The 12,818-nt window shown below is 60.1% G+C and carries 12 protein-coding genes; 7 read left to right on the forward strand and 5 right to left on the reverse strand.

From position 1 onward, the window contains the following. The first annotated feature begins 60 nt into the window (after positions 1–60). Positions 61–267, forward strand: a complete 207-nt coding sequence (locus CLM72_RS09295; RefSeq protein WP_105226255.1) for a DUF1127 domain-containing protein — start codon at positions 61–63, stop codon at positions 265–267. 45 nt (positions 268–312) lie between these two features. After that, positions 313–1,542 carry a winged helix-turn-helix domain-containing protein gene (locus tag CLM72_RS09300; RefSeq protein WP_105226256.1) on the forward strand — a complete coding sequence of 410 codons (1,230 nt, stop codon included), beginning with the start codon at positions 313–315 and terminating at the stop codon, positions 1,540–1,542. Positions 1,543–2,169: 627 nt separating this feature from the next. Here the strand turns inward: CLM72_RS09300 and CLM72_RS09305 are convergent. Beyond that, positions 2,170–3,516: a class II 3-deoxy-7-phosphoheptulonate synthase gene (locus CLM72_RS09305; RefSeq protein WP_105226257.1), complete on the reverse strand. Its 1,347-nt coding sequence runs from the start codon at positions 3,514–3,516 to the stop codon at positions 2,170–2,172. Between the two features lie 123 nt (positions 3,517–3,639). Between CLM72_RS09305 and CLM72_RS09310 the strand changes: the two genes are divergently transcribed. Beyond that, positions 3,640–4,395 (forward strand): spermidine synthase, encoded by a 756-nt coding sequence (locus CLM72_RS09310; protein ID WP_034127149.1) that lies wholly within the window; start codon positions 3,640–3,642, stop codon positions 4,393–4,395. 127 nt (positions 4,396–4,522) lie between these two features. Here CLM72_RS09310 and CLM72_RS09315 read toward each other — a convergent pair whose 3' ends face one another. Next, positions 4,523–5,314: a crotonase/enoyl-CoA hydratase family protein gene (locus tag CLM72_RS09315; protein WP_105226258.1), complete on the reverse strand. Its 792-nt coding sequence runs from the start codon at positions 5,312–5,314 to the stop codon at positions 4,523–4,525. A gap of 423 nt (positions 5,315–5,737) precedes the next feature. Here CLM72_RS09315 and CLM72_RS09320 point away from each other — a divergent pair, with 423 nt between their 5' ends. Next, on the forward strand, positions 5,738–7,411 hold the full coding sequence (locus CLM72_RS09320) for a DEAD/DEAH box helicase (RefSeq protein ID WP_014717677.1): 1,674 nt from the start codon (positions 5,738–5,740) through the stop codon (positions 7,409–7,411). Between the two features lie 133 nt (positions 7,412–7,544). Here the strand turns inward: CLM72_RS09320 and CLM72_RS09325 are convergent, their stop codons facing one another. Beyond that, complete coding sequence (locus tag CLM72_RS09325; protein ID WP_105226259.1) at positions 7,545–8,312, reverse strand: class III extradiol ring-cleavage dioxygenase; 768 nt, start codon at positions 8,310–8,312, stop codon at positions 7,545–7,547. Positions 8,313–8,415: 103 nt separating this feature from the next. Between CLM72_RS09325 and CLM72_RS09330 the strand changes: the two genes are divergently transcribed. Beyond that, a complete protein-coding gene (locus CLM72_RS09330; protein WP_105226260.1) occupies positions 8,416–9,072 on the forward strand; it encodes a thiopurine S-methyltransferase in 657 nt (218 codons plus the stop codon). A gap of 91 nt (positions 9,073–9,163) precedes the next feature. On the opposite strand, the gene htpX is transcribed toward CLM72_RS09330, so the two are convergent. Both htpX and CLM72_RS09340 read right to left on the reverse strand, forming a co-directional pair. After that, a complete protein-coding gene (htpX, locus tag CLM72_RS09335) occupies positions 9,164–10,051 on the reverse strand; it encodes a protease HtpX (RefSeq protein WP_003189904.1) in 888 nt (295 codons plus the stop codon). Between the two features lie 304 nt (positions 10,052–10,355). Beyond that, positions 10,356–11,567 (reverse strand): pyridoxal phosphate-dependent aminotransferase, encoded by a 1,212-nt coding sequence (locus CLM72_RS09340; protein WP_044273990.1) that lies wholly within the window; start codon positions 11,565–11,567, stop codon positions 10,356–10,358. A gap of 202 nt (positions 11,568–11,769) precedes the next feature. On the opposite strand from CLM72_RS09340, the gene msrB reads away from it, so the two are divergent. Together msrB and CLM72_RS09350 are read left to right on the forward strand one after the other, a co-directional pair. After that, entirely contained in the window at positions 11,770–12,162 is a 393-nt protein-coding gene (gene msrB, locus CLM72_RS09345) for a peptide-methionine (R)-S-oxide reductase MsrB (RefSeq protein ID WP_105226261.1), read from the forward strand. Between the two features lie 150 nt (positions 12,163–12,312). After that, positions 12,313–12,798 carry a glutathione peroxidase gene (locus CLM72_RS09350; RefSeq protein ID WP_034127155.1) on the forward strand — a complete coding sequence of 162 codons (486 nt, stop codon included), beginning with the start codon at positions 12,313–12,315 and terminating at the stop codon, positions 12,796–12,798. The last annotated feature ends 20 nt before the right edge of the window (positions 12,799–12,818 follow it).

Raw genomic sequence — 12,818 nt, forward strand, 5'->3', positions numbered from 1 at the left:
CGTTGGATTGATCATAATGCCAGGCACACACTGTCGTCATCCCCACTGGAGGGCGAGAAGATGAAAGGTCAAAAAGGTTTCATATCGACGGATAACTGGCTGTTTTCCGGGCTGTTTCACACATTCGCGCGTTGGCAGCTGTTGCATCAGGAGCGGCAGATGCTGGCGACCCTGAGCGATGACGCACTCAAGGACATCGGGCTCAATCGCGCCGACGTCGCCCAGGAAAGCCATCGGCATTTCTGGGAAGACCCGCTGCGAAAATAAGCCCGGATGCAGTAGGGTAGGGCGCGAGCCTCAATGGAGATCGCCATGCCCGCCGACCTGTGTATTTCACTCAAGCAAGCTCGACGCATGGCGCTGGCTGCCCAGGGGTTTTCCGGGCGCCAGGCGCCTGCACAGATAAAGGCCACGCACCTCAACCGCTTGATCGAGCGCCTGGGCGTTTTACAGATCGACTCGGTCAATGCGCTGGTGCGTTCCCACTACCTGCCCGTGTTTTCCCGCCTTGGTTCTTATTCCCCATCGATTCTTGAGCAGGCGGCCTGGAGCCTGGGACGGCGGCGTACTCTGTTTGAATACTGGGGGCATGAGGCGTCGCTGCTGCCCTTGACGCTGTACCCGTTGATGGGTTGGCGTATGGAGCGCGCCCGGCAAGGGCAGGGGATCTATTCGCAGATGGCACGTTTTGGCCGTGAGCAGCAGGCGACGATTCAGCGCGTGTTGCGCACCGTCGAACAGCAGGGCGCCGTGGGGGCGGGTAGCTTGTCGACCCGCGAGGAGCGTGCCGGGCCCTGGTGGGATTGGAGTGATGAAAAGCACGCGCTGGAATGGCTGTTCGCCGCTGGCCTGGTTACGGTTGCCGGTCGTCGAGGGTTTGAGCGGCTTTATGATCTGCCCGAGCGTGTTATTCCCGCAGAGGTGCTCAGGGTCTCCATGAGTGAAGGTGAAGCGCAGCGTGGCTTGCTGTTGCACAGTGCGACTGCATTGGGTGTCGCCACTGAAAAAGACCTGCGCGATTATTTTCGCCTCGACCCCGCCGACAGCCGCAACCGCTTGGTCGAGCTGGTCGAGGATGGGCAACTGCTGGCGTGCCAGGTGCGGGGCTGGAAACAACCAGCGTATTGCCTGGCGGCGCCCAAACTGCCGCGCAACGTGCCGGCTAGTGCTTTGTTGTCGCCGTTCGATTCGCTGATATGGGAGCGCAGCCGCACCGAGCGCTTGTTCGACTTTCGCTACCGCCTGGAGATCTACACGCCGCAAGAAAGACGCGTGTATGGCTATTACGTCCTGCCGTTTCTCCACAACGAACGCATTGCCGCACGCGTCGACCTGCGGGCCGAGCGTGCCCATGGGCGCCTGGCCGTGCATGCCGTGCACGAGGAAGAACCTGGGCTGGATGAGGAAGGTATGTTGGCGCTGGCCTTGAACCTGCGAAAGATGGCCGACTGGCTAGGGCTGGAACAGATCCAGCTCAATTGCCAGCGGCCCAGTGCTGCCCGGTTGAGGGCTGCGATGCTGAACCGGGATGTCAGCCTTTAAGGCCCTATCGCGGCATAGGTATCTACACAACTTCGGCACGACGCTAAATCTGTGGCGAGGGAGCTTGCTCCCGTGACGGCCTGGCAGCCGACACAGATATAACTGATGCCCCGCGATCCAATGTGGGAGCTGGCTTGCCTGCGAAGACGGCCTGACAGTCAACACAGTTGGACCGTGTACATATCCATTCCTGCGGTAACGGCCACTTAGGGTTCCGCCCTGACGGCGGCTCACTTTGCAAAAGCCGGGATGCCGGCCCAGGCCAAAGTAAGCAAAACGCTCTTGCCCCACCACTCGGCACCTCGCCCAGGCTCGGTGTGCCCGTAATCCGCCAGTGATTTGGGGGGTCGCCGCCACGCGCCATCCATGGCGCGGGGCGGCTAAACCGGCATCCCTGCCGGTTTACCCCCCAAATCCCTGTCGAATTCCGGCCAGCGTGGTTTAACGGGGCGCCTAAGATCAAAAGCAGATCAAGAGCGGCTCGCTTCGCATCGTGGTTACCGTTGAGCTAACAGAGTTATGTAGATACCTATGCCTATCGCGGGCAAGCCCGGCTCCCACAGAGAAACGCGTTCAAATGTGGGAGCCGGGCTTGCCCGCGATGGCGTCATCCCCGTCGATAAAACGTCAGCGCTTTACCTGTTTCAAGGTCTCGGCAATCAGGAACGCCAACTCCAGCGACTGATCGGCATTCATCCGTGGGTCGCAATGGGTGTGGTAGCGGTCTGACAGGCCATCTTCGGTGATCGGCCGTGCGCCGCCGATGCATTCGGTGACGTTCTGCCCGGTCATCTCGATATGGATCCCGCCGGCGTAGCTGCCTTCTGCCTGGTGCACCTGGAAGAAATCCTTCACTTCGCCAAGGATCTGCGCAAAATCGCGGGTCTTGTAGCCACTGCTGGCCTTGATGGTATTGCCGTGCATTGGGTCGCAACTCCACAGCACTTGCTTGCCCTCGCGCTGCACGGCACGGATCAGGTTGGGCAAATGGTCGCCGACTTTGCCTGCACCCATACGGGCAATGAGGTTGAGGCGGCCAGGGTCGTTATCCGGGTTGAGGATGTCGATCAGGCGGATCAGGTCGTCCGGGTTCATGCTCGGTCCGACTTTCACACCAATAGGGTTGTTCACCCCGCGCAGGAACTCGACATGGGCGCCGTCCAACTGACGGGTACGGTCGCCGATCCACAGCATATGCGCCGAGCAGTCGTAGTAATCGTTGGTCAGGCTGTCGCGGCGTACGAAGGCTTGTTCATAGTTGAGCAGCAACGCTTCGTGGGCGGTGAAGAAGCTGGTTTCGCGCAATTGCGGCGAGCTGTCCATGCCACAGGCGCGCATGAAGGCCAGGGTTTCGTCGATGCGGTCGGCCAGTTGGCTGTACTTTTCGGCGAGGGCGGAGTTGGCGATGAAATCCAGGTTCCACTTGTGCACTTGGTGCAGGTCGGCAAAACCGCCCTGGGCAAAGGCGCGCAGCAGGTTGAGGGTGGCGGTGGACTGGTGGTAGGACTGCAACAGGCGGTCCGGGTCTGGCACGCGGCTTTTTTCGTCGAAGCCGATGCCGTTGACGATATCGCCACGGTAGGCGGGCAGGGTGATGCCGTCGATGGTTTCATCGTTGGCCGAACGTGGCTTGGCGAACTGGCCGGCCATGCGCCCGACTTTCACCACCGGGCAACCGGCTGCGAAGGTCATGACAATGGCCATCTGCAGCAGCACCTTGAAGGTGTCGCGGATCTTCGCGGCGGAAAACTCGGCGAAGCTCTCGGCGCAATCGCCACCTTGCAGCAGGAAGGCACGACCCTGGGTCACTTCGGCAAACTGACGGCGCAATTCGCGGGCTTCGCCGGCAAACACCAGGGGCGGGTAGCTCGCCAGGCTCTGCTCCACTTGCTCCAAGTGCGCGGCGTCCGGGTATCGGGGTTGCTGCTGGATCGGCAGGGCTCGCCAGCTATCGGGACTCCAGGGGTGGCTCATCATGAACTCGTTTGCAGGTGGATGTTAGGGCGTCAATGTTAGCAGCAATTAGTGCGTGACCTGTGGTTGCCGCTTGGCCGACAATCGCGCCTTTGTCGTGCGGTAAACCCTTTAGGAGTAGTGATGAGCGAGGAGCGTGTCGAGCGCCTGCTGGCCGAAGTCCATGATGAATTCGGCATGATCCGTGTGCTTGAAGTGGCTGATTACCGCTTTCTCGAATTTGGCGACGCCATCGAGCAAAGCTGTGTGTTCACCGCTGACCCGAGCTGGCTGGAGTACGACTACACCCGCGCGATGCTGATCGGCGCGTTGTGCCATGAACAGCCGGAAAGTGCGTTGTTCCTCGGCCTGGGCGCGGGCACGTTGACCCAGGCATGCCTCAAGTTCCTGGCGCTGGAGGATGTCGAAGCCATTGAGCTGCGCCCCGATGTACCGCGCCTGGCGATTGAATATCTGGGGCTGGATGACGATCCGCGCTTGTACATCCGCATTGGTGACGCGCTGCAATTGCTCGACAGTGCTGAATCGGCCGATCTGATTTTCGTCGACCTCTACACCGATGTCGGCCCGGGCGTTGGGCATCTGGCCTGGACCTTCCTGGAAAACTGTCAGAAGAAACTCAACCCCGGCGGCTGGCTGGTGATCAACCAGTGGGCCACCGATGACGGCAAACCGCTGGGGGCGGCGTTGCTGCGTGGGTTGTACCACCGGCATTACTGGGAGCTGCCGGTGAAGGAGGGCAATGTGATTCTATTGGTGCCTTCGGAGCTGGATCAGGTGCTGGACCTGGATGCGCTGTCAGCCCGCGCCGAAGCCTTGGCGCCGCGATTGGGGTATTCGTTGCAGCCGTTGATCAAGGCGATTCGGCCAGCAACTTAGTTGTCAGTTCGGACGCTTTCGCGGGCAAGCCCACAGTCGAATTGCACTCTGTGTTGAAATGCAGTCCCCTGTGGGAGCGGGCTTGCCCGCGAAGAGGCCCTCACTGGCGACGGCTAATTCAGTTTGGTCAAATCCCCTTGAACACCCCGGGCCGCTTCTCGACCATCGCCCGAACACCCTCCTTGGCATCCTCACTGTTGAGCAGTTTACCCACCATGGGCGGCAGCGCGGCGGCTGCGACGGCCTCACCCTCCATGCGCGCCAGGCGTGCCGACATCAACGTGGCCTGCACACCCAGCGGCGCCTGGCGCGCAATGCGGTTGGCCAATTCAATGGCACGGGGCAGCAGGTCTTCACTGGCCATCACTTCCTGGACCAACCCCAGGCGCAGGGCCTCATGGGCGTCGAATTCGTCGCCGGTGAGCAGCCAGCGCATCGCATTGCCCCAGCCGGCAATCTGATGAAAGCGCAATGTCGCGCCGCCAAACGGAAAGATGCCGCGTTGCACCTCCATCTGGGCGAAGCGGGTATTGCTGGCGCAGAGGTTGATATCCGCCGCCAGCATCAACTCGATACCAATGGTCAGACAGTAACCTTGGGCGGCGACGATTACCGGCTTGCTCACGCGCGGGCCGGCAAACACCCCCCACGGGTCGCACCCTCCCAGCGGCGGTTGCCAGCCGCCGGCCATTACGCCGCTGACATTGGCCAGGTCCAGCCCTGCGGTGAAGTGATCGCCATGGGCAAACACCACGGCCACACGTGCGTCATCGTTTCGATCAAATTCGCCATAGGCCAGGCTCAGGTCATTGAGCAAATCCAGGTCAAAGGCGTTGCGCTTGGCCACGCGGTCCAGGCCTAGCAATAGAACATGGCCCTCAAGTGCGCGGCTGACACGGCTACTGCTGGCTTGATTCATCGGGTGTGCCCTCGGGGCGCAGGTGAGGTTTCAGACCAAAGGGTCTCAATGGGTGGGTGAACCGTTTAAGCTCGATGACCAACAGGGCCGGGCCTTTGAAAAATAGACCCTGGCGCACGGATCTGCAAAGCGCGCGACCCAGTGCGGTTTATCGGCGCCTGGCGATAAAAAAAGCTCCCTTTTTCAGCTATTTCCGGTATAGTGCGCGCCGGCCTTTAACCGGGCCGCGTTTAGGTAGCGCAATTCCCCGAAGTCAGCTTCGGCTGCACGTCCGCACAGCGGACTCTTCCTTGACGAATCTTTTTCATTCATTCGTTTTCGCAAATCCCCGCCGACAAAGCAGCCAGGGCGACTCTTGAGTCTCAACACGGCATGCGCAGCTTTGGAGCATGGGTCTTTGCGGATGCACTTAGAGGCAGACCCATGACCCAGGAAACCGGCGGCTTCGCCGCTTTTAATCTTAACCCGAATATTCTTGCAGCCGTCGCAGCGACCGGCTACGAAGAACCTTCGGCGATTCAGCAGCAATCGATCCCGATCATCATGGCCGGTAAGGACATGATTGGCCAGGCGCAAACCGGTACCGGTAAAACCGCCGCGTTCGCCCTGCCTATTCTGCACTGCATCGATCCTGCCAAGCGCGAGCCGCAAGCCCTGATCCTGGCGCCAACCCGTGAGTTGGCGCTGCAAGTAGCAACCGCCTTTGAAACCTACGCCAAGCAAATGCCGGGTGTAACTGTTGTGGCCGTTTACGGCGGCGCGCCTATGGGCCCACAACTCAAGGCAATCCGTAATGGCGCACAGATCGTTGTCGCCACTCCGGGCCGTCTGTGCGACCACCTGCGTCGTGACGAAAAAGTCCTGTCGACCGTGAACCACCTGGTTCTGGACGAAGCTGACGAAATGTTGAAGCTGGGCTTCATGGATGACCTGGAAGTCATCTTCAAGGCACTGCCAGCGACCCGTCAGACCGTACTGTTCTCGGCTACCCTGCCGCAGTCCATCCGTGCCATTGCCGAACGCCACCTGCGCGATCCGGAGCACGTTAAGATCCAGACCAAGACCCAGACCGTTACCGCGATCGAACAGGCTCACCTGTTGGTTCACGCTGACCAGAAGACCTCGGCTGTATTGAGCCTGCTGGAAGTCGAAGACTTCGACGCCCTGATCATGTTCGTGCGCACCAAGCAAGCGACCCTGGACCTGGCCAGCGCCCTGGAAGCCAAAGGCTACAAAGCCGCTGCGCTGAACGGGGACATTGCCCAGAACCAGCGTGAGCGCGTGATCGACTCCCTCAAGGATGGCCGTCTGGACATCGTTGTGGCGACCGACGTTGCTGCCCGTGGCCTCGACGTTCCACGTATCACCCACGTGTTCAACGTTGACATGCCTTACGATCCAGAGTCCTACGTTCACCGTATCGGCCGTACTGGCCGTGCCGGTCGCGAAGGTCGTGCATTGCTGCTGGTGACTCCACGTGAGCGCCGCATGCTGCAAGTGATCGAGCGTGTTACCGGCCAGAAAGTTGCCGAAGTCCGCCTGCCGGATGCCCAGGCCGTTCTCGATGCGCGCATCAAGAAACTGACCAACAGCCTGGCGCCACTGGTGGCTGACGCTGAATCGACCCACGGCGACCTGCTGGACCGCCTGACCGCCGATATCGGTTGCACCCCGCGTGCCCTGGCTGCAGCCCTGCTGCGCAAAGCTACCAATGGTCAGGCCCTGACCCTGGCAGCCATCGAAAAGGAACGTCCACTGGTTCCGAACAGCGCGCCACGCGGTGATCGTCCAGAGCGTTCCGGTGACCGTCCAGACCGTGGTGACCGTGAGCGTCGTGCTCCAGTGCCATTGGCTGAAGGCCGTGCTCGTTGCCGTACCGCGCTGGGTGCGCGTGACGGTATCGCGGCCAAGAACCTGCTGGGCGCTATCCTCAACGAGGGTGGCCTGGCACGTGAAGCCATCGGTCGCATCCAGGTGCGTGACAGCTTCTCCCTGGTGGAGCTGCCGGAAGACGGCCTGGAAAAACTGCTGGCCAAGCTGAAAGACACTCGCGTTGCCGGTAAGCAGCTCAAGCTGCGTCGCTACCGCGAAGATTGATCCGCCCATGGGCTGATTGATCGCACATAAAAAATCCCCGACTGGTTCGGGGATTTTTTTTCGCCTCATGTTTTAGGCTCCGACGCGATCAACTGTGAGAGCAGGCAAGCCAGCTCCCACAGGTATAACGGTGTCAGCCAAAGCGATAGATATCCATGCCCAAGGCACCCAGTGTGAAGCCTTGGTGCGCCACGCTGAAATCTGCGCCCGCACCCCGCGCAAAGTACAGCGGCAGCAAATGTTCATCGCTGGGATGGCTGCGCACGGCATGTGGCGCCTGGCGGCGATAGTCATGCAAGGCGGCGTCGTCATTGGCCGCTAGTTTGTCGACCACCCAGTCGCGAAATTCCCGGGCCCACGGTGTGATCGTCTCCGGCCCGGCGCGCCAATCCAGTTCGCCCAGGTTGTGGGTGATGCTGCCGGAGCCGATCAGCAGCACACCCTGTTCGCGCAGGCTCGCGAGTGCATGCCCGACTCGAGTCTGCAAAGCCGGGCCCAGGCGGCTGGGCAAGGACACTTGTACCACCGGGATGTCCGCTGCCGGGTACATCAGCGACAGCGGGACCCAGGTGCCGTGGTCGAAGGGGCGTTGCTCGTCAATACGTGCAGCCAGACCGTCGGCGTGCAGCAGTTCGACGATCTCACTGGCCAGCTGCGGGTCACCCGGCGCGGGGTATTGCACCGCAAACAGCTCGCGCGGAAAGCCACCGAAGTCGTGCCAGGTTTCGGGGGCAGCACTGCCGCTGACCAGCAGGTCCGGGCTTTCCCAATGCGCCGACACCACCACAATGGCTTTGGGCCGTGGCAGTTCGGCAGCCAGGCGCTGCAGCGCAGGACCGCTGGCCCCGGGTTGCAAGGCCAGCATGGGCGAGCCGTGGGAGATAAACAGGCTGGGGAGCATGAGCAGAGTCCTGAGGGTTAAGATGGAGCCATCTTCAATCAGATCATCGATCTAAATCTAATATAAGTTTTAGCGCCTTTTGATCGAATTTTCGGAGTGATTCATGCAGCCTGAATTTTGGCAGGACCGCTGGGCGAGCAATCAGATCGGTTTCCATCAGCACGAGGTTAATCCCTATTTGCAGAGGCACTGGCCAAGGCTGGGGGTGGCCGAGGGGGCAAAAGTGCTGGTGCCGTTATGTGGCAAAAGCCTTGACTTGGTATGGCTCAAGAGCCAGGGGTACCAGGTAGTGGGCGTGGAGCTGTCGGAGCAGGCGGTTGAGGCGTTCTTCAGCGAGCAGGGGCTTGTGCCGCACGTCAGTCAGCAGGGCGCCTTCAAGGTCTACCAGGCCAGCATGATCGAGCTGTGGTGTGGCGATTTCTTTAGCCTCGATGCCGGGGCGCTGGCCGGTTGCAGCGCCGTTTATGACCGCGCAGCGTTGATAGCATTGCCGCCACTGATGCGCGCGCAATACGCAGAGCATCTGAATGCCTTGCTGCCCTCAGGCTGCCAGGGGTTGCTGATTACCCTCGATTACGACCAGGGGCAGAAGGCCGGCCCACCCTTTGCTGTCACGGACGAGGAAGTGCAGGTGCTATTTGCACTGCATTGGGCGTTGGAGCGGCTGGAGGAGCGGGACATCCTGAGGGAGAGCGGAAAGTTCCTGCAGGACGGTGTTACTCGCCTTGAAGAGCGTGCTTATCGGCTGACCAGGCGCTAAAAGGGTTTTTCCTTTTGTAGGGGCGAGCGGTGAAATCAGCAGGCACAAAAAAGGGGCGATCAGATCGCCCCCTTGTTGAGTCATCCGGCTATCAGCCCCGGCGACGCAGTGCGTCAATCCGCTCTTCCAGCGGCGGGTGGCTCATGAACAGGCGAGCCAGGCCCTGCTTGATGCCGCCGTTGATGCCGAAGGCGGTCAGGCTGTCGGGCATATGCACCGGCAGGCCCTGTTCGGAGCGCAAGCGTTGCAGCGCGCCGATCATTGCGCTGGTGCCTGCCAGGCGTGCGCCGGCTTCATCTGCGCGGAACTCGCGTTTGCGCGAGAACCACATCACGATGGCGCTGGCCAGGAAGCCCAGGACCAGCTCGGCGAAAATGGTCGCCACGAAGTAGGCAATGCCACGGCCTTCTTCGTTCTTGAAGATGACCTTGTCGACGAAGTTGCCGATGATCCGCGCAAAGAACATCACGAAGGTGTTCACCACGCCCTGTACCAGCGCCAGGGTGACCATGTCACCGTTGGCCACGTGACCGATCTCGTGGGCCAGCACCGCCTTGACTTCGTCGGGCGAAAACCGCTCCAGCAGGCCCTGGCTCACGGCTACCAGCGCGTCGTTCTTGTTCCAGCCGGTCGCAAAGGCGTTGGCCTCATAAGCCGGGAAAATCCCGACTTCGGGCATTTTGATGCCTGCTTCTTGAGACAACTGCTCCACGGTTTGCATCAGCCATTGTTCATGGCGAGTGCGTGGTTGCGTGATGATCTGGGTGCTGGTGCTCATCTTTGCCATCCACTTGGAGATGAACAGCGAGAACAGCGAACCGGCAAAACCAAAGACTGCACAGAAAATCAGCAGCTGATTGAGGTTCAGATCAACCCCATTGGCCGCCATGAACCCGTTGAAGCCAAAAAGGCTCAGGGTGACGCTGGCAATCAGTACGACTGCCAGGTTAGTGGCCAAGAACAGCAGGATGCGCATCATGGTTGTAGAATTCTCCTCATGCTTAATATGTCGCTCACTGCGGGGTATATAAGGTGCGGCATGGGGTGATTCAACCGGGGGACTATTTCAAACTGTGTCCTACACCGTTGGCGTAGGGCCTTGAAGGGATTTTCCGACCTGTATTGTCAGCCCTGATCGACCCGATGCTACCCTGTCGCCCCGTGATTATAGGGGGCACGTCATCGGCAGGGGCCAAATGAAGTACAACCGCAAGTAAGTGACACAGAAGTGTTGCCAGATAATCGCTGTACGACCCTTTGTGAGTCGTACAGCGTCAATTGCCTTACTGGCGATAGGACTTCAGGAAGTTACCGATGCGACCAATCGCCATCTCCAGGTCATCCACACGTGGCAATGTCACCACGCGGAAGTGATCCGGCCATGGCCAGTTGAAGGCGGTACCTTGCACGACCAGCAGTTTTTCCGACAGCAGCAGGTCGAGCACGAACTTCTCGTCGTTGAGGATCGGGCAGACTTTCGGGTCGATCCGCGGGAATGCGTAAAGCGCGCCCATGGGCTTCACACAGCTCACACCGGGGATAGCGTTGAGCAACTCCCAGGTGCGGTTACGTTGCTCCAGCAGGCGACCTTGGGGCAGGATCAGGTCGTTGATGCTCTGGTAGCCGCCGAGGGCGGTCTGGATCGCGTGCTGGCTCGGTACGTTGGCGCACAGGCGCATGTTGGCCAGCATGTCGATGCCTTCGATGTAGCTTTGCGCATTGTGCTTGGGGCCGGAGATGGCGATCCAGCCGGAGCGGAAACCCGCCACGCGGTAGGACTTGGACAGGCCATTGAAGGTCAGGCACAGCAGGTCCGGGGCCAGGGAGGCAGTGCAGATATGCACGGCGTCATCGTAGAGGATCTTGTCGTAGATCTCGTCGGAGAACACCACCAGGTTGTGCTGACGCGCCAGTTCCAGCATGCCCAGCAATACTTCCCTGGAGTACACGGCGCCAGTGGGGTTGTTCGGGTTGATGATCACCAGGGCCTTGGTGTTGGGTGTGATCTTGGCCTTGATGTCGGCCAGGTCCGGGAACCAGTCGGCGCCCTCATCACACAGGTAATGCACCGGGTGGCCGCCCGCCAAGGTCACGGCGGCGGTCCACAGCGGGTAATCCGGGGCTGGCACCAGGACTTCATCGCCATTGTTGAGCAACGCCTGCATGGACATCACGATCAGCTCGGACACGCCGTTGCCCAGGTAGATGTCCTCGATGCCGACGCCTTCGACCTGCTTCTGCTGGTAGTACTGCATCACCGCCTTGCGCGCGCTGAACAGGCCCTTGGAGTCGCTGTAACCCTGGGCGGTCGGCAGGTTGCGGATCACATCCTGGAGGATTTCGTCCGGCGCTTCGAAACCAAACGGCGCCGGGTTGCCAATGTTCAGCTTGAGGATGCGATGGCCTTCCTCTTCCAGGCGTTTAGCGTGCTTGAGCACTGGGCCGCGAATGTCATAGCAGACGTTGGCGAGCTTGTTCGATTTGCTGACCTGCATGGCGATGTGATCCTGAAAATGAACGATCCCGACGGCGTAGGCACTACCGTAGGGTGAAGCCTGCACGGCCCGCACCCATAAATACGTTTGAATGCCGATGGCGCGGGTGCCAGACTGGCGTTTTGAAGAGGCGCAATCATACGTGCCGCCTGATCCATGGAAAAGACACAGATCAGGGTTTTTCAGTTGCCGAGGTGTATCGATGGATAAGTTGCAGAAAACTGTAGATGAATGGAAGGCGATGCTCGATCCGGAACAGTACAACGTGTGCCGTCTCAAGGGTACCGAGCGACCGTTCAGCGGCAAGTACAACGCCACCAAGACCGACGGCGTCTACCACTGCATCTGCTGCAACGAGCCGCTGTTCGATTCCAAGGCGAAGTTTGATTCCGGCTGTGGCTGGCCCAGCTTCTTTGAGCCGATCGCCGACAGCGCGATGGTCGAGATCCGCGATGTCAGCCACGGCATGATTCGCACCGAAGTCACCTGCGCCAAGTGTGACGCACACTTGGGGCATGTGTTCCCGGACGGCCCACCGCCGACGGGCCTGCGCTACTGCATCAATTCGGTATGCCTGGAGCTGGTGCCGCGCTAGGCTTGCATGGTCCCTGTAGGAGCGAGCTTGCTCGCGAAAAACGTCAACGATACCGCGGGTTTCCTGAATGAACGCGGCGTCTGATAGTTTTTCGCGAGCAAGCTCGCTCCTACAAATAAGGCTCTTCTTTCCCTGACTTGAGGCATTGCCATGAGCGACTCCCTGCTGAGCATCCCTTGCACCACCATCAAGGGTGAGCAAAAGACCTTGGCCGATTTTGCCGGCAAGGCCATTCTGGTGGTCAACACCGCGAGCAAATGCGGCTTCACCCCGCAGTACAAGGGCCTCGAGCAACTTTGGCAGCAATACAAGGACCAGGGGCTGGTGGTGCTCGGCTTTCCCTGCAACCAGTTCGGCAAGCAGGAACCCGGCAATGAAGGCGCGATATCCGAGTTCTGCGAGCTGAACTTTGGTGTCAGTTTTCCGCTGTTCAAGAAAATCGACGTCAATGGCAGCGATGCCCACCCGTTGTTTGTGCAGTTGAAAAAACAGGCCCCGGGGCTGCTGGGTTCCAAGAACATCAAGTGGAACTTCACCAAGTTTCTCATCGGCCGTGATGGCAAGCAGGTCAAGCGTTTTGCGCCAACCACCAAGCCTCAGGACTTGACCCAGGAGATTGAAGCCCTGCTCAAATGACCGCAATATTGCGGGTACCC

Source organism: Pseudomonas sp. MYb193 (assembly GCF_002966775.1).
Lineage (GTDB): Bacteria > Pseudomonadota > Gammaproteobacteria > Pseudomonadales > Pseudomonadaceae > Aquipseudomonas > Aquipseudomonas paracarnis.

Bases quoted from the DNA above. Each gene is read 5' to 3' on its own strand.
- CLM72_RS09310 (WP_034127149.1), top strand. From the start codon at position 3,640: ATGAGCGAGGAGCGTGTCGAGCGCCTGCTGGCCGAAGTCCATGATGAA.
- CLM72_RS09300 (WP_105226256.1), top strand. From the start codon at position 313: ATGCCCGCCGACCTGTGTATTTCACTCAAGCAAGCTCGACGCATGGCG.
- CLM72_RS09320 (WP_014717677.1), top strand. From the start codon at position 5,738: ATGACCCAGGAAACCGGCGGCTTCGCCGCTTTTAATCTTAACCCGAAT.
- CLM72_RS09325 (WP_105226259.1), bottom strand. From the start codon at position 8,312: ATGCTCCCCAGCCTGTTTATCTCCCACGGCTCGCCCATGCTGGCCTTG.
- msrB (WP_105226261.1), top strand. From the start codon at position 11,770: ATGGATAAGTTGCAGAAAACTGTAGATGAATGGAAGGCGATGCTCGAT.
- CLM72_RS09295 (WP_105226255.1), top strand. From the start codon at position 61: ATGAAAGGTCAAAAAGGTTTCATATCGACGGATAACTGGCTGTTTTCC.
- CLM72_RS09350 (WP_034127155.1), top strand. From the start codon at position 12,313: ATGAGCGACTCCCTGCTGAGCATCCCTTGCACCACCATCAAGGGTGAG.
- CLM72_RS09330 (WP_105226260.1), top strand. From the start codon at position 8,416: ATGCAGCCTGAATTTTGGCAGGACCGCTGGGCGAGCAATCAGATCGGT.
- CLM72_RS09305 (WP_105226257.1), bottom strand. From the start codon at position 3,516: ATGAGCCACCCCTGGAGTCCCGATAGCTGGCGAGCCCTGCCGATCCAG.
- CLM72_RS09315 (WP_105226258.1), bottom strand. From the start codon at position 5,314: ATGAATCAAGCCAGCAGTAGCCGTGTCAGCCGCGCACTTGAGGGCCAT.
- CLM72_RS09340 (WP_044273990.1), bottom strand. From the start codon at position 11,567: ATGCAGGTCAGCAAATCGAACAAGCTCGCCAACGTCTGCTATGACATT.
- htpX (WP_003189904.1), bottom strand. From the start codon at position 10,051: ATGATGCGCATCCTGCTGTTCTTGGCCACTAACCTGGCAGTCGTACTG.